Below are 23071 nucleotides of genomic sequence, written 5' to 3' on the forward strand. Positions count from 1 at the left end.
AACATTTATAAAAATTCCAAAAAAACAGGCGCCTGCGAGAGCGCCTGTTTCATCTTTCTTTATTTTTTATCTGCTTTATCGAGTTCACTCGGCAAAATGCCGTAACGCTTCTGAAATTCCCTTGTAAACGCGCGGCTGCTGCTGAATCCGTTGTCCAGTGCGATCTGGCTGATCGTCTTGTCGGTATTCAATAATTCTCTGTATGCGTAAGTCATGCGGATATCCTGCAGGTATGTCTTAAAATTGACATTTGCATATTTCTGAAACATTCTGGATAAATATGCATCCGAATAGCCAAACATATTCGCAACTTCAGCCAGTTTCAATTCTTCCTGATAATGTTCTCTCATATAGGAAGTGATTCTTGCAAGCGCATCCAAACGTCGGCTGTGACGTACTTCCTGCTCCCCTGCCTCATCAAGACGATAATGATTTACCAGAAGATACAATACATCATAATAAAAAGAACGGATTTTAAACTCATACCCGGTTCCGCGTTTGCCGTAAAGTTTATACATTTCACGCACAAGTTTTGAAAGCTTTCCGTCCATTTCCGGTATGCTTCCCGCAAAACGGATAAAACGGTGTGCCGTAAAATAATCTTCAAACTGTTTCAGCGGAATCTGCAAAACTGCCGTATGGTTTTCCTCCGGTGAATCAATTGAATGCACTTCATTTGAATTAATGATCATCAGCTCTCCCGCCTTCAGCGGATGCTTCTCGTCATTCAGGTAAAATGTCAGCGAACCTTCCATCACCGCAAAAATCTCAACGGATGTGTGCCAGTGCTTTTCCCGTACATAATTTCCCTGACTTCCCTCAAACAAAAAGAATTTAAATGGCAGTCCCTCATCCGGGATCACCAGTTCATGCTGGAATTCCATGCCATACCCCTCTCACCTGTATATAGTATTTACTCCTACTAATAATAGTTTACTAATTCATATCATAACATGAAGAAGTTTCATTTACAAGCAAGCGAACATGGCGAAAATTTTATAAAAATTGATCATTTGTTATATGACGGAAAACGATATCTCATGTACAGGGACATTACCCAAAATAAAGTCCGGTGCACCGGGACAAAAAACTCCGGCGGCAGGGAGCTCGCCCGTGAGTATCCTCTGAATCTGGTTCGCTTGAAAAAATTCGTCCAAGTATCGGAATGTACAGGTTTTTGCTTTGATACAGAAAATGCTGCTGTCTGAGCATCTTTGATGCGAGTTCAGCACTTTTCTGTATCGCTTCTAGCAAAGTTCTGTACTTCCTGATACTTTAGAATTTTTGAATTGAACCACGTTCAGAGGATACCTCACAGGTGAGCCCCTCCACTGGAGTTTTTAATATCAATCCCCCTCACCGGAAATCCTTTATCTATCTTATTGCATCCTTCATGCTCTTCACATACTCTCCGACATATGGCATGCAATCTTCCCCATAGGTTTCACACAGCTTCACAATAGCTGATCCTACAATCACGCCATCCGCCTGGGCTGCCATCTTCTTTGCCTGCTCCGGTGTGGAAATTCCAAAACCAACCGCACACGGAATATCCTTCTGCGTTTTTACAAGCTGAACCATCGCCCCGATATCTGTCGTAATCTGACTTCTCATGCCTGTAACACCAAGAGAAGACACACAGTAAACAAATCCTTCTGCCTCTTTTGCGATCATAGAAATACGCTCATGAGAGGTCGGTGCAATCAAAGAAATCAGATCCAGTCCGTACTTCTCTGCTACAGAAGCAAACTCATCTTTTTCCTCAAACGGCACATCCGGAAGGATCATTCCGTCCATTCCCACTTCCGCTGCTTTCTTACAAAAACGCTCCACTCCGTAAGAAAAAACAACATTCGCATACGTCATAAATACCATCGGAATAGATGTGCTTTTACGGATTTTTTCTACCATATCAAATACTTTATCAGTCGTAACCCCACCGGATAAAGCGCGCAGATTTGCACCTGCTTCATCCATTGCATAAACAATTTTTTCAGTAACATCAAGAGACGGATCCCCACAGGTAACAAACGGGATAAATGCCTTTCCTTTTGCAAATGCTTCTGTAATTCTCTTATTCATGGATGTCCTCCCCTCTGTAACGCGCTATTGCCGCACAGTCCTTATCTCCACGTCCTGAAATTGTAATAACTACGATCTGACCATATTCATCCTGACAGAAATAAGATTTCATTCCATGGAAAATACCAGGTTTTCCAGTTGCGATCGTTGCTGCTGTTTCTGCTGTATTTACACCACGTCCAGCCGCTTCACAGCCAATCAGACGCACACCCTCATCCTCGATAAAGTTATAAAATGTACCAATTGCATTGGAGCCGCCACCGACACAGGCAAGTACGGCATCCGGAAGTTTTCCTTCTTTTTCAAGGATCTGTTCTTTGATTTCTTTAGAAATAACAGCTTGAAAATCACGTACAATTGTCGGGAACGGATGCGGTCCCATGACAGAACCGAGTACATAATGTGTCTCCGGAATGTACTGCCCTCCATGTATTCCAAATCTTCCTTTAGACATTTGCTTGATTTTCTCCTCTATGTCTTCCTTCAAAATAATCCTATTTCTCTGCAATCACTTCTCTATTTCTCTGCAATCACTTCTCTAATCCTGTACTGCTTTTCTTACAATATCCACAACCCGTCGGATCTTTTCCGGGTCTTTCCACTTTTCTGTCTCTACACTGCTGCTTAAATCCACCGCAAAGGGATGAATTTCCCGGATTGCCTGCTCCAGATTCTCCTCTCCGATTCCCCCTGCAAGAAAAAACGGTCTTCGAATCTTTGGAATCAAAGACCAGTCAAATGTCTTACCGGTTCCACCGCTTCCCTGATCAAGCAGGATATAATCTGCCGGACTTTGCAATGCATTCTCCATATCATCGGCTGTTTTTATGGAAAAAGCTTTGATGACCGGCTTATCTGTATGTGCTTTTAATTCTGTGATATAAGACTCATTCTCCTGTCCGTGAAGCTGCGCCATGGCAAATGTTCCCTCATCCATAAGTGCTTTTACCAGCTCCATCGGAGCATTGACAAATACCCCGACCGGCTGAATATCCGGTGAAAGGTCATTCAACAGTTCTCTTACCTCATCTGCCGTCACACTGCGGATGCTTTTAGGAAATTCAATGATAAATCCACAATAATCAGGCTTCGCTTCATTGACTGCAAGGATATCTTCTCTGCGTCTTAAACCACATATTTTAATCTTTGTTTTGTTGAAATTTTCTACTGTCATTCTCCTGCATCTCTCTGCTTTCAGTCTTCCGTCAGAGGTGCTCCGTTCAGTTCTTCCAGTGCTGCTTTTTTATCTGGACTGCGCATCAGTGTCTCTCCAATCAACACAGCTTCGATCTGATTTTCATGTAATTTTTTAATATCTTCTGATGTTCGGATACCGCTTTCAGATACAAAAATCACATTGTCCGGTGCAAGTTTGCGAAGCCGTATGCTGTTCTGCATGTCCACTTCGAACGTCTTAAGATCACGGTTATTGACACCGATGATCCTTGCACCACTCTTTATCGCACGTTCTACTTCTTCTTCATCATGTGCTTCTACAAGTGCATCCATGCCGAGATCTTCTGCCATTTCACGATATTCCCGAAGCTGTTTATCATCCAGAAGCGCACAGATCAGAAGTACCGCAGCGGCTCCATAAGCGGCTGCCTGCAAAATCATATAATCATCGATTACGAAGTCTTTTCGAAGGACCGGAATGTCCACTTCCGATGCAATTTCCCACAGATACTGATCTGAACCCTGAAAATAAAACGGTTCTGTCAGGCAGGAAATAGCCGCTGCTCCGGCTGCTTTATACTCTTTCGCGATCTCCAGATACGGAAAATCCGATGCGATCAGTCCCTTTGACGGGGAGGCTTTTTTGACCTCGCAGATATAAGACATTCCCGGTTTTTTCAGTGCCTGGTAGAAACTGTGTGGTGTTTTTGCCGTTTCAGACTGAATCAGCGGATTCAGAAGCATCTGGACTTTTTTCTGGCGGATCTCGTTGAGCAGATCTTCACGGGGCATTTCCTTTTTATCTCTTTCGATACGCTCTCTCGTCTTTTCGACAATCTCATTCAATATATTCATAATAACAAGTTTCCTTTTCTTATATAGTTCAGATATCCAATTCCTTCATTCGGAACAATACTCTGACTTTTCTATTATAGCACTTACTCATTTGAGCAGGCGATAAATTCATCCAGTTTTTTCAATGCCGCACCACTGTCAATCAGTTTTTCTGCCATACGGACACCGGCTTCCAGTTTCTGATCTTCTTCTCTTGTCTTACCCCTTGGTCTCGTTCCGGCAAGAGGAAATGTTGTCAGTTTTTTATCTTCCAGTTTTACCAGAGTCTCCGGTGATGCACCTGCAAGTTCGATATCATCACTGAAAATATTCTTTCAAAATCTCTCTTAAAGTGTCTCCCGGATGCGCGACCTGTTTTGTAATTTCTTCTTTATTTTCTTCTTCTGTACGACGTATCTTCATGCAGCCATCTGTACAGGTAATTTCCATGCCTGGTTCATATCCGAGGAAAGAATAGCGTCCCCACACCTCTGTCTGGCTGGCGCTTTCCAGCAGATAGCAATGTCTGCTTGCCTTTCTTAAAGTCCTCATAACTTCTACCGGTGTGTATCTGTCTGCATATACTTCCCGGCAGACCGGAACTCTTTTGTATTGCCCTTTTGCTGCGATTTCTCTGATATTTTCCAGTGTAGGATACATGTATCTTTACCTCCTCCTGATGCACTTCTTAGAATGCGTCTGATGGATTTTTTATGTTATTGGAATATTACCGAGTAATTTCCTGTAACGCAAAAAGCCCGTCCATGACAAAGATTTCCTCTGTCAAGGACGAGCAATAAACTTCACTCGCGGTGCCACCTTGATTCACGAAATGACTCGTGCACTTTGCGGAATACCTGCATTTCCACCCGGCTCTCACCCTCCCGGACTCTCTGTGCGCGCATAACAGCTTTTATCTCCGCTTCAACGGTTTAACTGATTAAATTAAATTTTCTATAAAATACCATGACTTTTTTTAATTGTCAATAGGGTTAGACAGATTTCACATTTTTTATTCTCAACTTTGTGATTCCCCTCTTTTAAACTTCAGAGAATATGATATAATAAGCGAAGAAAAAAAGCAGTACCATACAGGCACTGTCGTATCATAAAAAGGAGTTTATCCACTATGAAATTTATTTATCCTGCGGTTTTCCGCAAAACTGACAAAGGAACTTACCGGGGATTTTTCCCTGATCTTGAAGACTGTTACGGTGAGGGCGACACACTTGACGAGGCCATCGAAGAGGCAAATGCTGCTGCCTACAACTGGATCACACTTGAACTTGATGAGGATGACTGCCAGCTTCCGCCGGTTTCCGACGAGGATGATCTGGAACTTCAGGATGGAGATATTGTCCGGAATATTTCCGTAAATATCAGATTTTATGAAGGTTGGGATGAATGATCAAATAAACCTGAAAATGGATTTACAGACGATACTTCCCAGCATGTTACAGAACTACAGATACCGGTGGAATGTTGATTCGATCCCACCGGTATTTTTGTATTATACTACTTTCAGGAACATTACCACAGCAAATTCCCTCTTCTCTTTTACTGCTTTTTCTGCCGTTTGCGAAGTACCAGTATCGCCGCTGCCATCACTCCCGAAAGGACAAGGATTCCGACAAATACTTCAAGCGGTGTATTATCTTCCGTCTTGGGACTGGATACGGTTTTGACACTGTGTGAAACAGCCGTTGTACTGCCTCCCGGTCTTCCCTGCACAGTCGTTGCTCTTCTCAGCGCTGCAGTCGGTCTTACTGCCGGCATCCGGGTAGTGACCGGTGTCGCAGCATGCCGTGTTACAGTCCGTCCTGTATTCACGAACTGAATCGCATCCGTTTTACTTCCACTCCCATTCTTCGATGCCCAGACTTCTGATACGAGTCCACCCTGTCCATCATTCAGCACATATACCGTCACCTCATAGGTACTCTTATCATATCTTATATTTTTTACAGAACCGGATTTCTGAGAAATTTCATAATGGTATTCTCCTGGTTCCGTATATTCGCTCATTCCAAACGAACCCCTGCCCATTCCATTTGATACTGTAATACGAAGTTCTGTCTCCTGCGGCATCGGTACACCGCTTTCCTTTGCAGAGAGCACATACTCAAAAACTCTGCGGTCAGCGCTGTTCTGATTTCTGTAAATAACCGAGACCGGAAGTGTGACCCGGCAGCTGTTTTCTCCTGTATCCGCCATCACCTGACCCGGAAAGAGCAGTATCCCGATCAGCACCGAAATGCAGATCAGCCTGCATAACTTTTTTAATTTTTCTATCATGTCTGATTCACCTGCTTTTCTTTTTCAAGCCGCCCAAATAGGATCACACGGCCATTTGTTTCTGCTTCAGCACAGGTCGACAGCCCGATCAGCTGATCCTGCTCAGTAATTCCGATGTCCCGGTACTGCACAGCTTCTTTTTGGATATATGCAAGGAGTTCTGCCATGTTTTCCTGCTTCCTGACTTCCGGCCGATACACCAGACTGTCATAGGCATCCGTCTGAAGACACGCATACAAAGTAATTTTGACGCTGCTTCCATCCGTATAAAAAAGTCGTCCGGTCTGATGCTTTTCAAAATAAGTCCTGTCAGTAAAACGAGCCACATCCCCAAACATGGCACCATTTGCCATATGATGCCCAAAGAGCAGATTATAACAGTCGCTGAAATCTGATGTGTTTTCACTGTCCAAAAAAGCGGTCCCTGACAGTGAAAACTCTCCATATACATCTTTATTTACATATTCCATATCATCTTCGCCCTGTACGATTGGATAATCCACATGGGTTCCGTCTATCGTCAGCCAGCCACGGACATCCGGATTGATCGCCAGAAGTTCTTCCAGACTTGCATCATCCTCATCCACCGACACAGACGGTTTATATTTCATCAGATTTCCGGAGGCAAACGCCCCCTGATACAGCATTGCCGTATCCCACAGGGCGTAGCCGCCGTACAAAAGCATCACAGTTGCCAGAATTGCCGCCACAAAGCTGACCAGCCAGTCACCTGTCTTTGCTACAAAAACAATTATTTTCATTTTTTTCCGTAGTGTCTGACACGAAGGAATGCAAATCCAAGGACAAATGCTGCCACTACCATAATTGCATATGGAGCAATATCCATTACAATACCCATCGGAGGTGTTGCATCTTTTGCATTTGTATAGCTGACGTTCGTATCTGCCGTAATTTTTCCGGCAGCAGTACCATCTTTAGAAGATCCTGCATTTGCAATGGTAGTTGTATAGCCGTTAGCATTTGCTTCGTCCTCCGTAATGGTATAGGAATCATTTGCAGAAAGGCCATGAATTGTAACACTTTCACCGGATTTCATCGTGATTGCCGCACTGCTTCCATCCCACTGTTCAATTGCTGTTTCACCATTTTTTGTAACATAATATACTTCTCCGGCATTGCTGCTGTTTATTGCAATATGAAATGCGAATTCTTTTGACATGTTGCCAAGCTTACCGGTTACCGTCTTTGATACCGTCAGATCCTGCACCTGACCTTCTGCATGATTATATGTGTTCGTAAAAGTTGCTTCCGTCAGTTTGTCTCCGGTTGCCTCATCAAAGAATCGATAATCAAAGGAACCATCTGAATATTTGTAGATATCCAGAATCTTTTTTTCTGCTGAATAAACAATGCCTTCAAATCCACTTGTCGAACTCTCTTTAATCACATAACGGTAAATTCCCGGTTCAGCAAACGATGATACATTGACCGTAAGTGCTGCATTCTTCGTTTCTTCGTTTTTCCCAATGTCACCTTTTGCCGATGAAAACTCAATACTTCCTGTCGTCGATCCATTCCCAAAAGTTACACCACCTGCCGGACCGGACTCCACTTTATTATCCGGATCCGCTGCACCAGGAGTAATCTCGAAACTAAAAGCTGTATTCGGTATATAAGAGTTTGCATATTTTTCGAGTGTCTTTGAAATCTTAAGTCCGTCAACACCTTCACCGATCGGACTGGTCGCTGCCATGACCGGCACAGCCATTACTGTCATCATCGCACCGGCTATCACAACAGCTGCCATTTTTTTCATAAATTTTGCTTTGCTCATCATACCTATTTCCTCCTTAAATCTTTTTACTGCTACATCTCTGCCATCCTCTGCGGAACTTCTTCCGGATACCTGTTTTTTTCTTCCATATCTGTCTTCAGCTCTTCCAGAAACTGACGGATATACAGGATCTCATCATTCCGATTCATTCCTTCCGCCTGTTCTTTTTCGTAAAGTTTCAGATTTTCAAGAAGCGTCCCGCATACATTGTGGATTGCTTCTCCGTTTCCGGTAAAACCACGGTACAGCCTCCGTATCGCCTCATTTTCCGACATCTGAAATGCTGTCGCATAAAGTTTATGGAGCATATAGGTTCTGCGCCCGCCTTCCTTCCAGAGTGCAATATAACGTGTCCCTTTTTTCGTACGTGAAGACACAACCACATGCGTAGAAACCTTTCTCCCGTCAATTCCTGTTCCGTCCACCCTGCGGACAACTGCATTTTCGTTTATCTCATATAGTCCTTCATATCCTTTTATATCCCGCCACATACTCTCACCTTATCCTGTCTGTAATCTTTTTTGCTTCCCCGTCACTCATCCATCAGATACCCGAACGGCGTACGATGGTAATGACTTTTCCTTTTATTTCACTTGTATCAACTGCCCCGAAAGACCGGCTGTCCTTTGCTCCTTCCCTGTTGTCGCAGAGAATAAAATACTGATCTTCTTTCAGCGTCAGCGGATATTCCACCTCTGAATCATATACCGGTGTCGTATAAAAAATATTTTCTTCCGTCACCGTACTTTCATTAACCATTAAATCGGACTCATTCGTAATCTCCACGACATCTCCGGGGACTGCTACGATCCGTCCGGTGTACTGTATACCTTCTTTTTGGAATACCACGACATCATCACTTTTCAGATTCTTGTCCAATCTGTAATAAAGCATCAGATCACCCGCACATACCGCCGGCTGCATATCTGCATTTGCCATAGGCGTTAGCCCAAAGACCACTCCAAAAAGAATCCCGATAACCGTGATCAGCAAAAACAGCCTGACCAGAAAATTACGAAGTGCTCTCATATTTCTCTCCGATTTTTATCTTTTCCGCCGTGCCGGCTTCAGAAGAAGTCCGGCCACGCCGATTCCTGCAAGTGACATCACAGCAAACGGAAGTGGCTCATCTGTGATACCCATCGGAGCCGGTGTTTCTTCTTTCCACTGCGCATAAAGCACGTTGCTATCTTCATCCAATGTATCGATTCGGATCACATCACCTTTCTTCAGAAGGACTCTATCGCTTCCGTCCGCAGAAGTGCTCCAGCCGGCGAAGTAAAATCCGCTCATCTTTACATCAACACAATCGTTATTGATTGTATAGTTCTCATTCGGATTTTCGATTTCCACAACATCGTCTGCTTTTTTCTCTCCATTTACCATACCGCCGTTGTAATTATAGGTAAGCGTTGTTTTCCTTTTTTGTGTCCATTTTGCATAAAGGATCACATCCTCTTCCGGCATCACAAATTCATTCCCCGGGTAATAATCCATACCGGTACCATCTGCCTCTGTATTCCAGCAGAGAAATCCTTTCGAGTTTTCCGGTACCGCCCAGTCTGTCGGAATTTCTGTCATTTTTGCTTTGGCACCGCCCGCATAACGTCTGGCATCAAGCAATGTCGGAGTATTTATTTCTCCGTTATTTGCATCATAAGTAAGTGTGTAACTGCCTTCATTTGCCCACTGCGCATACAACGTAAGATTCTTCGTGAGAATCTGATCAAAGTTAAATGGCCGCGTTCCTGCCTCATCCATTGTCCAGCCGACAAACCTGTAGTGTGTTCTCTCCGGATCTTCCGGCTTCTGCGCCACATGATCTGCTTCAAACTGTTGTTCCGGAATCTGTGTTGCATTCTCTCCTGTCACAAATGTAACTGTGATCATCTCTGCTGTCCACTTTGCATAAAGTGCCAGATTGGATGCCGGCATTTGTGCATTTTCGAAGGAAAATTCAGAGCCCTCCTCACATCCCGGTGTCGTATACCATCCTGCAAACTCCGTCATATATTCCGGAAGTGAATGCGGCGGCTGCGGTGTCCAGTTCTGATCGGAAATATCCTTCTCGAAACGAATAGATTGAACTGTTTTTACCGGCTTCTGACTGACATTGTAGAATTGGAGGTCATATGTTTTTCGTGTGTAATAGAAGTTGTACGTTTGGTATGCATTCTCCCTTCCACCATCTGTCACTTCCTGCTTCTCATAATCATATCCCGTAATATTTTTAGGATTAAAAGTTCCTGCCGCATATACAAACTGACTGTAATCTGTTAATTCCGTATATTCATCATCGTCTACATTCTGTCCCCAATAACGTACATCCAATTTATACAGATCTGATTTCCAGTCTGCTGTATAATTCTGTATTTCATTGTCTTTATCTGTCCTTATTAAGTCCTCTGTAACTGTCTGGCGTTTTGATGTTTTAAGTATTTCTGTATTTTTTCCGCCTTTCCATCCATTAAAATACCAGTTCCATCCCCAGCTGCTGTTCCTGTATTGCACATCATTACCGGCCGGCCATCGGTCTGCAATCGCTTCACCGAATTTTGCAATAAACGAATAATTACTTCCTGTATATGTTTTTCCTCCGATCTGAATACTTCCATTTCCGTCATTCAGATGGAATTTAAAAACATAAGAATTTCTCGCATACCGCACATTCAGCACCGTAGAGCCGTCACCTGCGATCGTCACATCTTTTGATGCCTTTGAATCATAATGAAAACAGGAATAACTTGCAGCTTTTCCATAAGTATCTGCTTTCACAGTACTTCCGGTCGCACCGCTTGCCGACTCCTGACTGACATAATCATACACACCATCCGTCAGTGTTTCTTTCCAGTACACAACCTTGTAGCCGGCAGTTCCTTCTCTCCATTTCGCATACAAAGTAAGATCTGTTTCCACCGTCTGTCCAAATGTGTATGCCTGACTGCAGGCTTCATCGGTGAACCATCCGTCAAATATATATCCTGCTTTCATCGGATCAGAAGGCTTCTGCGATTTATCACCACAGGAAACCAGCTGCGGATCTACTGCTGTTCCACCATTTGATACAAAGCGTATCCAGCTTGCTTTTTTTACTACCGGATAAAGGATAAAATCACCATCTGTGCTGCTGACCGTATATTCACTGTCCGGTTGATCGGCCTCTGCATTTTCTGACCAGCCGGCAAATACATATCCCACCTCTGCTTTGTATCCATAATTTTCTGAAACAGGTATAATTTTTTCACCATCTGCCAATGCTTCTGTATGAAGGATTCTTCCCTGCTCTCCTTTATCTGTTTTGTAATAAACATAATGTACATTACTGAACTTTGCAAAAAGATCGAGTTCCACATTTTCTGTGAGTATGCCGTCCTGTTTTCCGGCAATCTGTGCACCTGTTTTCAAGAAATCCTCTGCTGTAAATTCCGTTCCGTCTTCCCGAAACCACCCCAGAAATTTTTTCTTATCCGCATTTTCACCGGATGCCACTGGTGTCTGTGGTTTCACCAGAATTTCATTTTCAGAAAGAATCTGGGTATTAATCGGATCTTCTGATTTATCTTCTGTTCTGTAAAAACGGCAGGTTACCGTAAAGTGTGTTTCCGGATCAATAAGGATTGTCTGTACGCTGACTGAACCTGCTTCATCCGCCCCGGGATTCTTCGCCTGCATCGCCTCAGCCTCCTGAGTTTTTTCCTGTGTTTCTTCTTTCGTAACTTCTTCCTGTGCCGCTTGTTCCGACTCCTGCGACCCCTCTTCTGCCGTCTGCTCATCTTCAGGGAGTGCCGTCTCATCAGATTGAACAGCCACCTTTGCTTCATCGTCAGTAACATCCGGATTCTGCGCAAAAATCTGTGGATCTGTCTGGCAGATAAAGGATAAGACCACAGCCAACGTCAACAGGAATACCATTATCTTTCTTATTCCTTTTAACATTCCGTTTTTCTCCCTTCCTCCTTTTTCATATTTGTCACAGTTTTTATGTCTTTCTGTTTCAGCATTACCCCGTTTTCTGTGACACCTATAGTTTATCAGCGCGTAATTGAGTATACAACTTCCAGAATTGCAGCCTACAGCGTCATTTTTGCATATATTATTCGTGTTTTTCATATAAAGTTCGACATTCATTCTTCGGTCTTTCCGGATTTTTTCAGAAATTTTTTCCACTGTTTTTCAATAAATACAGGACTTTTCGGGCATCTCATGCTATGCTTATATCAACGAATAATCTATGAGGAGTTTTCTTATATGTCTGCTTTTTCCGACACACTCAGTCAATTTATCGATGACAAAAAAATCAAGGTCTATTCCATGGCAAAATACTGTGATACAGACCGTTCAACTATGTACAAATTTATCAGTGGAAAGCGTAACCCTCCGTCTGATGAAATCATAAAAAAAATGGCGCAGTTTATGCATCTCTCTCCGATGGAATGGCAAAAATTAAAAGAAAGCTGGGATGTCGCCAGAATCGGCGCAGATGCGTATTATAAAAGAAAAAGTGTGGAAAGTTTTATCTGCAATTTTCCGGATCAGCCTTCTTCAGAATTCTGCGGCTGTTCTTTTACTCCGGATGTTACTTATGCAGAAAACCGGTCCGACTGTATTTCACTGACTTCTCAGCAGCATATAAACTATTATGTCCACCAGATGATCCTTTCGGAAGCAGACCGTGATTCCGGTGAGATCAGTCTCTTTTTGCAGCCGGACTACAAATTCCTGTTTAATCTTCTTGCAAGCCTGAATCCTTCCGATTCGCTGAAGATCAGCCAGATTGTATGCGTTGGAACCGAGACAACCTTTACAGATGATCATCAGCTCACCAACCTGAAATATCTGCACAGCGTATTCCCGCTTTATATGGCAGGGCATGACTACTCGCTGTACTATTATTACGACAAGATCGAAGCACATTACCACAGTTTCAATCTTTATCCATGTATGATCCTGACTTCGGATGCTGCGCTGCTGTGCAGTTCCGACTATCAGACCGGAATCTTTTTCCGCTCTGCCGAAGTTGTCCGGATGCTTCATGGCATATATACTTCCTACCAGGATCAGTGTGCACTGTTTTTTACTCCGGCGGCTCTTACCCCGGAAAATCATGCTGTGGTGATTGGTTCTATGTTTAACTCTGCATTTACCGAAAACGATCTGATCGGCATTCAGCCGGAAACCTGCCTGACACCGTTTTTTACCGGTGATCTGCTCCGTGCTATCTTTAATTATGAAATTCCGCAGGCAACATCGATCCTTCCGCTGGCTGAACAGGCTTTTCAGATGAACATGTACAAAATACAGAATCAGCAGTTTTTTATTTATTCTACCTACGAAGGGCTTTTGCATTTTGTACGAACCGGACGTACGGATGAAATTCCTGAGATTTTTTATCACCCACTGACCATTGCCCAGAGAATCCATGTCTTGAATGAAGTCTGCAAATGTTGTGAATCCGGTGCTTACCGTTTTCTTCAAAAACCACTGAATCATCTTCCTGCCAATCTTCATTTCTGCATCCGCGGAAACTTCGGAACGATGATCTTCAAAAACAATGTCGGAGAAATTCTTGTACTGAATATCAATGAAACCAAACTGGTGGAAATTTTCCGTGACTATCTGGAAAATATGGAAGAAAACTGTTTTTATAGCATAGAAGAAAGCATCTCAATGCTTCAGCAAATCATCGAACATCTGAAAAAAATGACTGACACAGATTGATTTTCTGTCATTTACATTTGATCCGATAAATACAAAAAAATACCCTGATGAATACTGAAATGCTCAGTGCTCATCAGGGTATTTCTGTTTTTCGTTTTCATACTCGCCGGATCATTTAACTGTTCGCAGTATATAACATTTCCGACAGATAAAACAATATGTGGCAGAATTTGTGGGCAGAATTTTTTGTCTTTTCTGACAAAATTGTCCATTTTGGTCTGACCAGTTTGTATTTTGGTTTTTATTTACTGCAAAATTTATAATTGACATCTTTTTTTCTGTGTGTTAATATAATCCACGCAAAATTGAATATGGTCTAATTGGAAACGCACATTCTCCATGAATGATTAACGAACAACACATGCTCACGTAACTTACTATAAACAGTAGTGTATCAATTTAATCATTTTAAGGAGGTTTTTTTATGCCTAAAAACAAATTTCAGGAAGTTATTTTTACGATCATTATGGTATTTTTTATGGTTTATGCGATGATCTGTTACAACATCTCTCTCAACATCGGCGGTATGTCAAACGAAGTTTTTCTCTCCGCATTTCATGAACTTGTGATCATGGGGCCGATTGCTTTCATCCTTGATTTCTTCATTGTATCCAAGCTTGCTTTCATGTGCGCTGCACGTATGACTGATTTCAGAAACAGCCATCCGTTCAGCAAGATTCTTGCGATCTCTGTGGCATCTGTCGCATTCATGTGCCCGCTGATGAGCCTTGCTGCAACAATCCTGTTCAAAAATGCCGGAAGTCAGTTCGTCGCAGTATGGCTTCAGACAACTGCTATGAATTTCCCAATGGCATTCTTCTGGCAGCTGATCTATGCAGGTCCGATCGTACGCTTTATTTTCAGACATATTTTTAAAGAAAATGAAGCTACAAGTCTTAATACATAAAAAATCTGGTCTGTGGAGATCTCATAGGATTCTCTGCATGACCAGATTTTTATTTGCTCTTATTTACCGTTATAAAAAATTATCCTCTGACAATCCTTTTGTTAAAGAAGATATACCGGCAGATCTTCGTTGATGTGAACCGGTCCTGCAACCGTTTCCGGCTCTGCATTTTTCACAAATGCTGCCTGAAGTTCTTCAGAATTCTGTGGTGTGAGAACAGATGTCTTCACAGTTTTCTTTCTTGTCGTTGTCTTCTTTGTGGTTGTTGTTTTTTTCGCAGTTGTTGTCTTTTTGGCTGCGGTTCTCTTTGCAGGAGCTTTCTTTGCTGCCGGTGCTTTCGCTGCCTCTGATTTTGCCGGAGCCTTTACTTCCTCTGCCGGCTTTGCTTCTGCTTTTACTTCTGTTGTTTTTGCATCTGCATTTGCTGCACGCAGGATGCTGTCTTTACCTACTGACACGATTCATGACCTCCTCTGCCAATTCTGTATATTCTTTTGCGCTTCTGCTGGATTTCTTATATTCTACTACCGGAACACTGTTGTCCTGTGACCATTCTACTGAGCTGTCTACACGGATCACATGTTCAAATACATAAATACTCTCCAGCTGATGCAAAGTTTCCATGGTCTGTTTGAAGTAATTCTTGCGGGTATCGACCTTCGTAACGGCAATTCCGGCAACCTCAAGTTCCGGTGAAATCTGCTTTACTTCATTCAGAAATTCAAACATATTTGCCAGACCAAACATTCCCCACGGGCTTGCCTCCACGGGTATGATCACTTTATCTGATGCACACAGGATATTCATTACCCAGCCGCCAAGTGTCGGCGGTGCATCAATCAAAATGTAGTCATAGACCTCAGAATCCTTGATCCTCTGCAAACATTTCCGCAGGATAAACTCTCTCTGCCACTTTGTAAAAAGCTCATATTCGATCGAGCTCATCAGTGTGGAAGATGGAACCAAATCCAGATTCTCGTACGGTGTATGCACGATATAGTCTGTCAGATCCGCCTGTTTTCCAATTGCGTAATAGAGATTATTTTCTCCCTGTGCATGCTCAAGCACCCATTCCTCCGAAAAAAATGCAAGCGACAGATTCAGCTGCATATCTCCATCCACCAGAAGTACTTTTTTACCGGCACGCGCCATCGCCGCACCGAGGTTTGAACAGGTAGTAGATTTACCACTGCCTCCTTTGTTATTGGTAAAACAGATCGTCACGGTCTTTCCCATCGGAATCCCTCCATAAAAAATGTCATTTCCTATGTCACATTATAAGGGATTCTGTCAAAATTGGCAATGCTTATTACATATTATTTCAGCAGGTAACGTTGTTTGTTACTGTTGTTTCAGTCCAGAATTTTTCCGTCAACGGAGATTGTAACAACCTGCCACGGAATAAATTTTCCGCTGTTCTGGAGAGCTTTTTTGGCTGTCATTTCCAGGCCGCCGCAACACGGAACTTCCATGCGAACAACCGTCACACTGCTGATATTATTGCTTCGGATAATCTCCTCCAGTTTTTCACTGTAGTCTACACTGTCCAGTTTCGGACAGCCCACTAAAACAACTTTCCCTCTGATAAAATCCTGATGAAAATTTGCGTAGGCATAGGCAGTACAGTCTGCCGCGATCAAAAGCTTCGCGCCCTCAAAATACGGTGCCTGAGTCGGCACAAGCTTAATCTGCACCGGCCACTGCTGCAGCTGAGATTCCATTTTATTTTCAGTCGGAGCTGCTGCCGCCTCACGCTTCATCTGACGCATACGGCTTCCCGGACATCCACCGCTCATATGATGTGCTGATTTATTCTCTTCTGCTTTTTTTCGCTGATTTGCAAGTACCGCTTCTTCATCATAAGCTGCTGCTTCTCTCTCTACGAATGTGATCGCACCGGTCGGACAGGCTGGCAGACAGTCACCAAGTCCGTCGCAGTAATCGTCACGCAGAAGCTTCGCTTTGCCGTCAACCATTCCGATTGCACTCTCGTGGCAGGCAGCCGCACACGCACCACACCCGTTGCATTTTTCTTCGTCTATATGAATAATTCTTCTGATCATAAGATATCCTCCTGTTTTTGTTATTTATTTTTATTGTTTTCTTCTTACTCTTTTTCTTTTGGTGCCTTGACCTTGTACACAAAGAATACTAAACTAATAAGAAAAAATATGTGGTTATAGCCACGAACTGAGCAAAAACGGAGAATTGTTATGGATTATGAACTGATTTCCCACACATCACTTTTTCAGGGGTGTTCCCTCGCTGAGACAGAAAAGCTTCTGCACGGGCTGAAAACTTTTACAAAAAAATATAAAAAAGGAGCCCCGGTTTATCTTGCCGGAACTTCTGTCACTGACGTAGGAATCGTATTATACGGTACTGTCCAGATTGAAAACAACGACCTGTGGGGCAATAAAAATATCATCAGTCTTGCACACACCGGGGAAGTGTTTGCAGAAGCTTATGCCTGTGTTCCCGGTGAACCGATGATGGTCGATGTCATCGCAATGGAAGAAGCAGAAATCCTCTTTCTGAATGTACCGGAGCTTTTCAGGCTTTCCGCCTCCGGAAAAGGTGAATATTCGCATCTGATCCACAATATGGCGATAATCAGCGCACGCAAAAACCTGCTGCTCTCACGCCGCATCCTGCACACCTCTTCCAAGAAGATCCGCGATCGTCTGCTCTCCTATCTTTCCTATCAGGCAGGACTGCAGAAAAGCCGTTACATCGACATTCCGCTGAACCGCCAGCAGCTTGCAGATTACCTCAGTCTGGATCGCAGCGCCCTGTCAAAAGAACTCGGTAAAATGAAAAAAGAAGGGCTTCTGGACTATCACAAAAATAGTTTTGTATTAAAAGATATCGACTAGATTGCACTTGCTTTTATCGCATTTTGCCGGGTTTAATACGACAACTTTATCAGAATTCAAACGCCTGTTTGATGCTGTCATAATGAAGGAATTTATCCTCTGCGGCAAAGGCTTTGATCTCATCCAGAGTTGCAAACATGTGGCCATCTGTCTCTGCTTCCTGCAGATGCAGATCTTCATCTTTAACATCCATAATAAAGCGGTATACATCGACAAAATAGTTGTCACCTTCGCCCGGATTTTCACGCTTATAAGTAAACAAATAACCGCCGCCGGCATCCCGTGCATCAAGCCCGGTCTCTTCTTTTACTTCACGAAGTACCGCCTCGAGGGACTCTTCACCTGCCTGTGCAGCTCCGCCGGAAACCTCCCAGCATCCCGGTGCCCATGCTTTCGTCATGACTCGTTTCGTGATCAGAAATTTGTGATCCGGACGCGCTACCACACCAAGTACCGTCAAGTGGTATTCCCCGTCCTTCAGGCACCAGTCGTTACGTTTCATTGTACGGCCTGTTGGCTTCTTATCTCTATCATAAATGTCCCAGTATTCCATTTTTTGTCTCCCTGTTGAATTGTAAAAAATATTTTGTGTTTTTTACAATTGTATCTTTCTATTTGTAGTCAACGCCAAAATTACTGTCTAACCTTCCCCAGCCCTGAGTTCCTGTCATAACTTCTGAAGCCGGTATGGTAAGTTCTACCACACGACTATTCATTGCTTTTACTGACGTGTCTACATTCAAATCCGAAAGATCAATTACAGTACCCAATGTCTCATCGGTTACAGTAAGTGTTCCTGTCGAATAATAAATGTTGTTATTTGTTCCATTTGCCAGCCATATTCCCAACACTACACTTCCGTCATCATTCTGATACATATATTTCAACTCACTATTACTGCAGCCTTCATAGACCTTTGTTTCATCTACGTACATATAATTAGCAGTTCCAAAAAAGGCTGTATTCTTTCCTTCATTTGCAGCCTGAGCATATCCTGCCGGATATAAATCAACTATTTTATCCGATAGCTTTTCGTTCGCTCCATCACTATAGTCGAACTTCCATTCGCCATCTTTTTCAGAAACCAGCCAAATATAAGAACCACATTCCATGTGTGTATTTGGATGTGTACCCGCTACAATATAAAAAGTATTTCCCACTGCGTAGTACCCATCTGCTTCTGCAAGTACCTGAAATATTTGGCGGTCATAATTTCCTATCTTATTTAGCATTTCTTCTGTCACGTCAAAATCATTTCTTATAGTTTCCTCAGAAGTATCTCTGTATAACTCTGCAAAATGTTCATAATCATTTCCTGCATATTCTTTTAATTCATCCCTCAGCTCCTGCGTTGCTTCAAACACTTCTTCATCCGATGCATCTGCCTGTACTGCCTTTGCGCCACTTCCACCTGTTAATGCTATCACACTAATCGCCAATGCCCCTGTTAATGCCATCCATTTCTTTCCTTTTTTCATTCTCATTTCCCCTTTTGATATTACATATTTTTTTCACTTCACCTATAAGACACTTAATTCTCCCGTTTGGTTTTAATTTTTTATTTACTTTATTGTATTGTATTATTTTGTAACTCTGTTGTCGTAGAAAACAAGTTCCCACAATAGCAAAAAGGAGTTCAAAAAAGCAAATAGTTTATGAGTATTTAAGCAGATAGATGGGTGGAGCTTCACTTACCAAGGAGGATAGAATTGCTAGCAGTTTATTGTAGTGATGGATATGCTTATAAGTTTACCTTCCAAATACTAGTTCTCATCATAATCGATTCCATTTTCTTCAAGAATTTTCTTCAGTGTTGCATTTTCATCCTGCAAGTCTTTTAACTGCTGTTCAATAGATGTATCTTCCTTAACTTCTTCAGTGGATTCTGTAATAGTATCTTCAGATATTGCACCTTCTGGATAGGCTATTTCTAATACGTACTCTCCACAATCTCCAGCATTTGTATATAACTTTATTGGATATGTTTGTCCTTTCTCAAGAGTAACTTCTATCATGCCATCATGAGTCACCCAAACATCTGATAGTTCCTGCCCCTCCGGGTCATAAATGCCACATATGAAATCAACATTTTTGGTACAACTTTCCTTATCAAACCCAAATCCATATTCACCGTCCACTGGTGCTGTAAACAGATAACGATTAGCAGAATCTCGACACATTAAAGTATCACTAACTTGAGTAAATCCGTTCAACTCATATTTTTCATTTGGTCTATACAATAAAAATTTATATTCTGAGCACTCTGTATTTGTTTTTACTTTTATTGTATATTCTTTTCCCTCCTCACATACAAAACTTTTATATAAAGTTCCAGCTCCATAATCCATTGTTATTTTATTTTCAAAATAATCATATACATAAAATGCCACTGCTACATTTGCAGTCTGCCCATATAATTTCACAGCATATGTACCTGCATTTTCAGCTGTAAACGTATACGTGTCACAAAACGAATTTTCTTCTGTTAGTGTACCTTCAAATTCCTCAGGTTCAATTTTTTCTACTTCTAACTTTGTTTTCTGCTCTGTCGCTGCATAACAGTCATTAAAAGTTACTAATGACAACATTACTATACTGCTTAATAAAATTATATTCCTTTTCATATTTTCCGCTCTCCTTTTGTTTTAATTTTTATAAATAACGTGTTTATTTGAAAATTTTAATTTAATCTGGGCATTAGCCAGAATTTCTAAATAATTCACATCTGGTTCATACCTTAATATAATCTCATCTCCCAACTTCAGATTCTCAATATCCACATTAAATTTTAATTGATCTTTAAAATTCTCTACAATTTTATCAATATTTTCTTCAGTTGCTGTTGTTTTTTTTTCCAATATCTCCTTCAATTTGTTTTTGTTTATCCATCTTTTTATTTTTCCACTATATGCAATTTCAAATCCTGCTACATCTGAAACATTTACTGTTTCCTCTTCATATTCTTCACTATTCACTTTCGCTTCCTGTTCCTCTTCTGCACTGTTTTCTTCTGCTTCAATTTCCTTCCATGTCGTATCATCCGATATAGAAAATTCGTTCAAATCCCGTTTTTTTACAACTTTGTTGACTCCCCATATTCCCAGTCCCAATACAAAAACCACAAGTGGAATCATAATTATCTTTGTTACATTAATCTTCTTTTTTTTCTTATCTTTTGACGTTTTTTTATTCTTATCCGGCTTTATACACGGAGAAGCACGTTCTGGCTTCATTGCTATCTCAAGTGCCTTCCGAAATTCTTCTGCATTTTTATAACGATGTATCGGATTATAATCGCAGGCTTTTATAATTATCTTTCCCAGTTTTTCAGAAGCCTCAACCGGCAAGGGCAATGTCTCTCCCGACATTCGTTTTTGAAAAGCATCTTCTTTGTCACGGTAATATATCATCTGTTTTGTGACATCGACAAAAGGATCTCGTCCTTTATTTAAAATCTTATATATAACGAGCCCAAGTGAATAAACATCAGCCTGCATACCGTAATGTTCCCCATGATAAACTTCTGGTGCCATATAGGAAAATGTTCCCTTTGAAGAGTAACTGCCCACTGATTGTTCTAATTTTCTGGCAATCCCAAAATCCCCCAGCTTATAGCACCCCAGTGAAGATACAAAAATATTATCTATCTTTATATCTCTATGTACAATCTGCAGCTTTTCACACTGCTCCAATGCATTACAAATATCGATTCCAATTTGAACAATTTGTTTCTCGTCAAGTTGTGTTACCTGAATGTATTGCGCTAAATTTTGGAGATACTCCATTCGAATATAAATTACCCATCCAACCTTTTCTTTCAATTCTTCTACGTAATAATCTTCAATAGATACAATATTAGAATTTCCCTTTAACTGATCCATTGTATGAATTTCTTCTATACATGCCTGAACAAGATTTCCATAATACAATCGAATACTTTGTTCATCCTTGTATTCTCTCCTCAGAATTTCTATATCTTGTTCTTCCAGTGGAATACGTATAACTTTAATTGCGCTATAAAAGCAGTTACTTCCCAGCTTTCTTTCAGCTTTATAAACCGTACCGAAAGATCCCATTCCTACCTGTTCTATAACTTTCCATTCACTCCATTTTTCTGGCAGCTTAACCTCAGGCATTCACTCACCTAACTTTCCTAAATTGTTTCATTTTGATAAGACAGCTCCCAAATATCAGAATATATCGCCAATGGACATTCTGATAATAAGCAGATCAATATATACGTTTCATAGGGATTAACCGGATAAATTTCCAGCATCCCACATCCTCTTAAGATTGCATTTGTATTTTTTACAAAACCACGACAACGTTCCTCTGCTGATTGTTCCTCTCTCTGAGAATAAATAAAAAAATTTAATGTTAATATATCAAATCTCTCTACTGGCAACTTTCCTTTTAAAATCCCATCAATGCGTTGGCGACTAATTCTGTATTGTTGAAATTGTTTTTGCAATAATGATGCCGACATCCTTTTTAAATTCCCATTTTCATTCATCGGAATCCCACTACAAATGATTTTTTCTACATCTCCCGGTGTTATTTTTTCTGCATTCCATTTTTGTTTCTTATTTGCTTCTTCTGCATCTCTATTATAAATATCGGCAATTATTTCTTTGGCATTTTCCAAAAGTGATTCAAAACTTCTATAAGCTCTTTTCCTGTTATTTTCGCATATTCCTGATGACTTTAGCCATGATAAATACTGTAGAAGCTTTTCTTCTTTTATTTCTTCTGTATCCTCATGATTCCATATTTCCTCAAATTTTTTTCCTGAATATTGTTTAAAACTTTCTGCCGGAAGCTCTTTGTCATACTTCTCTAATAATCTTTTAGCCTGTAAATATCCCTTATGATTACTGAAACAGTACCAATATATAACTTCCTCCTGATCATAGAAGTTAAAGTCTTCTTCTTTTATAATTTTCACCAGAAAATCCGATACATCCTCTACCTGCATTCTCAATCCAAATCCTAAAAGAAATACTGTCTGCCTCTTCACACAAGACGCTGAAAGCCATCCCTTCATAATCGCTGTCCATTTTTTTGTTGTCGGATTAAATGAATGCGGAGCCGCATTCTCATTAAATGCATCATTAATTATTTCTCTGTACACCGAATCATCTATTTCAGAAAATTTTTCTCTGATTCCGGCACGTTCATATAAATATCTTTTGAGATAGTCTTTAAATGAAACTAACTCCATCCCCTGATATAGATACTCGAATATGGCTTCCGAATCCATCTCTTGAAATTCTTCTGAATTAACAATACGATGCATTCCTTTTATCGCTCGTTTTGTATAATCAAATTCTCGTATTGTATCCTCAAAATCTACATCATATATCATTTTACACTTCCTCGATTATTTAT

At 41.4% G+C, this 23071-nt stretch carries 24 protein-coding genes and 1 pseudogene; 4 read left to right on the forward strand and 21 right to left on the reverse strand.

The genetic code is table 11. The features are described 5' to 3' along the window. Positions 1-59: 59 nt before the first annotated feature. From H8Z79_RS09285 to H8Z79_RS09310, 7 genes and pseudogenes are all read right to left on the reverse strand, one after another. A complete protein-coding gene (locus tag H8Z79_RS09285; protein ID WP_015543226.1) occupies positions 60-884 on the reverse strand; it encodes an AraC family transcriptional regulator in 825 nt (274 codons plus the stop codon). Between the two features lie 490 nt (positions 885-1374). Continuing rightward, positions 1375-2082, reverse strand: coding sequence for a tryptophan synthase subunit alpha (gene trpA, locus H8Z79_RS09290; protein WP_118039036.1), 708 nt, complete (start codon positions 2080-2082; stop codon positions 1375-1377). Further along, positions 2075-2497: pseudogene (locus H8Z79_RS09295) on the reverse strand (hypothetical protein); the annotation flags it as partial. The gene trpA and the pseudogene H8Z79_RS09295, both read right to left, overlap by 8 nt. Positions 2498-2620: 123 nt before the next feature. After that, positions 2621-3256 (reverse strand): phosphoribosylanthranilate isomerase, encoded by a 636-nt coding sequence (locus H8Z79_RS09300; RefSeq protein WP_118039035.1) that lies wholly within the window; start codon positions 3254-3256, stop codon positions 2621-2623. A gap of 20 nt (positions 3257-3276) precedes the next feature. Beyond that, positions 3277-4113: an indole-3-glycerol phosphate synthase TrpC gene (trpC, locus tag H8Z79_RS09305; RefSeq protein ID WP_118039034.1), complete on the reverse strand. Its 837-nt coding sequence runs from the start codon at positions 4111-4113 to the stop codon at positions 3277-3279. A gap of 83 nt (positions 4114-4196) precedes the next feature. Beyond that, on the reverse strand, positions 4197-4421 hold the full coding sequence (locus H8Z79_RS17415; protein WP_334298099.1) for a chorismate-binding protein: 225 nt from the start codon (positions 4419-4421) through the stop codon (positions 4197-4199). Next, positions 4411-4752 (reverse strand): Anthranilate/para-aminobenzoate synthase component I, encoded by a 342-nt coding sequence (locus H8Z79_RS09310; protein ID WP_015543221.1) that lies wholly within the window; start codon positions 4750-4752, stop codon positions 4411-4413. The genes H8Z79_RS17415 and H8Z79_RS09310 overlap by 11 nt, the downstream gene beginning before the upstream one ends. Positions 4753-5221: 469 nt before the next feature. On the opposite strand from H8Z79_RS09310, the gene H8Z79_RS09315 reads away from it, so the two are divergent. Then, entirely contained in the window at positions 5222-5500 is a 279-nt protein-coding gene (locus H8Z79_RS09315) for a type II toxin-antitoxin system HicB family antitoxin (protein ID WP_015543219.1), read from the forward strand. A gap of 149 nt (positions 5501-5649) precedes the next feature. Here H8Z79_RS09315 and H8Z79_RS09320 read toward each other — a convergent pair whose 3' ends face one another. The 6 genes from H8Z79_RS09320 to H8Z79_RS09345 are packed head-to-tail and all read right to left on the reverse strand — an operon-like array spanning position 5650 to position 12118. After that, positions 5650-6387 (reverse strand): Spy0128 family protein, encoded by a 738-nt coding sequence (locus H8Z79_RS09320; RefSeq protein ID WP_015543218.1) that lies wholly within the window; start codon positions 6385-6387, stop codon positions 5650-5652. Continuing rightward, on the reverse strand, positions 6384-7148 hold the full coding sequence (gene srtB / locus H8Z79_RS09325) for a class B sortase (RefSeq protein ID WP_015543217.1): 765 nt from the start codon (positions 7146-7148) through the stop codon (positions 6384-6386). Before srtB ends, H8Z79_RS09320 begins: the two co-directional genes overlap by 4 nt. Then, entirely contained in the window at positions 7145-8185 is a 1041-nt protein-coding gene (locus H8Z79_RS09330; RefSeq protein ID WP_015543216.1) for a DUF7601 domain-containing protein, read from the reverse strand. The genes srtB and H8Z79_RS09330 overlap by 4 nt, the downstream gene beginning before the upstream one ends. A gap of 29 nt (positions 8186-8214) precedes the next feature. Then, complete coding sequence (locus tag H8Z79_RS09335; RefSeq protein ID WP_015543215.1) at positions 8215-8673, reverse strand: NUMOD4 domain-containing protein; 459 nt, start codon at positions 8671-8673, stop codon at positions 8215-8217. Between the two features lie 52 nt (positions 8674-8725). Then, entirely contained in the window at positions 8726-9211 is a 486-nt protein-coding gene (gene lepB, locus H8Z79_RS09340) for a signal peptidase I (RefSeq protein ID WP_118039033.1), read from the reverse strand. Between the two features lie 15 nt (positions 9212-9226). After that, a complete protein-coding gene (locus H8Z79_RS09345; RefSeq protein ID WP_182279202.1) occupies positions 9227-12118 on the reverse strand; it encodes an InlB B-repeat-containing protein in 2892 nt (963 codons plus the stop codon). Positions 12119-12430: 312 nt separating this feature from the next. Between H8Z79_RS09345 and H8Z79_RS09350 the strand changes: the two genes are divergently transcribed. Both H8Z79_RS09350 and H8Z79_RS09355 read left to right on the forward strand, forming a co-directional pair. After that, on the forward strand, positions 12431-13900 hold the full coding sequence (locus H8Z79_RS09350; RefSeq protein ID WP_118039031.1) for a helix-turn-helix domain-containing protein: 1470 nt from the start codon (positions 12431-12433) through the stop codon (positions 13898-13900). Between the two features lie 424 nt (positions 13901-14324). Beyond that, complete coding sequence (locus tag H8Z79_RS09355) at positions 14325-14807, forward strand: DUF2798 domain-containing protein (protein WP_015543209.1); 483 nt, start codon at positions 14325-14327, stop codon at positions 14805-14807. A gap of 101 nt (positions 14808-14908) precedes the next feature. On the opposite strand, the gene H8Z79_RS09360 is transcribed toward H8Z79_RS09355, so the two are convergent. The 3 genes from H8Z79_RS09360 to H8Z79_RS09370 form a co-directional block, all read right to left on the reverse strand. Continuing rightward, on the reverse strand, positions 14909-15265 hold the full coding sequence (locus H8Z79_RS09360; RefSeq protein WP_182001911.1) for a hypothetical protein: 357 nt from the start codon (positions 15263-15265) through the stop codon (positions 14909-14911). Then, a complete protein-coding gene (locus tag H8Z79_RS09365) occupies positions 15252-16043 on the reverse strand; it encodes a ParA family protein (RefSeq protein WP_118039029.1) in 792 nt (263 codons plus the stop codon). The genes H8Z79_RS09360 and H8Z79_RS09365 overlap by 14 nt, the downstream gene beginning before the upstream one ends. Before the next feature lie 116 nt (positions 16044-16159). Then, on the reverse strand, positions 16160-16870 hold the full coding sequence (locus H8Z79_RS09370) for a 4Fe-4S dicluster domain-containing protein (protein WP_118039028.1): 711 nt from the start codon (positions 16868-16870) through the stop codon (positions 16160-16162). A 150-nt stretch (positions 16871-17020) separates the two neighbouring features. Between H8Z79_RS09370 and H8Z79_RS09375 the strand changes: the two genes are divergently transcribed. Then, entirely contained in the window at positions 17021-17683 is a 663-nt protein-coding gene (locus H8Z79_RS09375; protein WP_015543206.1) for a Crp/Fnr family transcriptional regulator, read from the forward strand. 49 nt (positions 17684-17732) lie between these two features. Here the strand turns inward: H8Z79_RS09375 and H8Z79_RS09380 are convergent, their stop codons facing one another. From H8Z79_RS09380 to H8Z79_RS09400, 5 genes are all read right to left on the reverse strand, one after another. Then, a complete protein-coding gene (locus H8Z79_RS09380) occupies positions 17733-18236 on the reverse strand; it encodes an NUDIX hydrolase (RefSeq protein ID WP_015543205.1) in 504 nt (167 codons plus the stop codon). A gap of 58 nt (positions 18237-18294) precedes the next feature. Then, positions 18295-19161 (reverse strand): hypothetical protein, encoded by an 867-nt coding sequence (locus H8Z79_RS09385; protein ID WP_015543204.1) that lies wholly within the window; start codon positions 19159-19161, stop codon positions 18295-18297. Positions 19162-19446: 285 nt separating this feature from the next. After that, entirely contained in the window at positions 19447-20307 is an 861-nt protein-coding gene (locus H8Z79_RS09390) for a hypothetical protein (protein WP_015543203.1), read from the reverse strand. 21 nt (positions 20308-20328) lie between these two features. Next, positions 20329-21819 carry a serine/threonine-protein kinase gene (locus H8Z79_RS09395; RefSeq protein WP_118039027.1) on the reverse strand — a complete coding sequence of 497 codons (1491 nt, stop codon included), beginning with the start codon at positions 21817-21819 and terminating at the stop codon, positions 20329-20331. Positions 21820-21836: 17 nt separating this feature from the next. Further along, on the reverse strand, positions 21837-23048 hold the full coding sequence (locus H8Z79_RS09400; protein ID WP_015543201.1) for a hypothetical protein: 1212 nt from the start codon (positions 23046-23048) through the stop codon (positions 21837-21839). Between the last annotated feature and the right edge of the window lie 23 nt (positions 23049-23071).

The organism is Blautia intestinalis, from assembly GCF_014297355.1.
GTDB lineage: Bacteria > Bacillota > Clostridia > Lachnospirales > Lachnospiraceae > Blautia_A > Blautia_A intestinalis.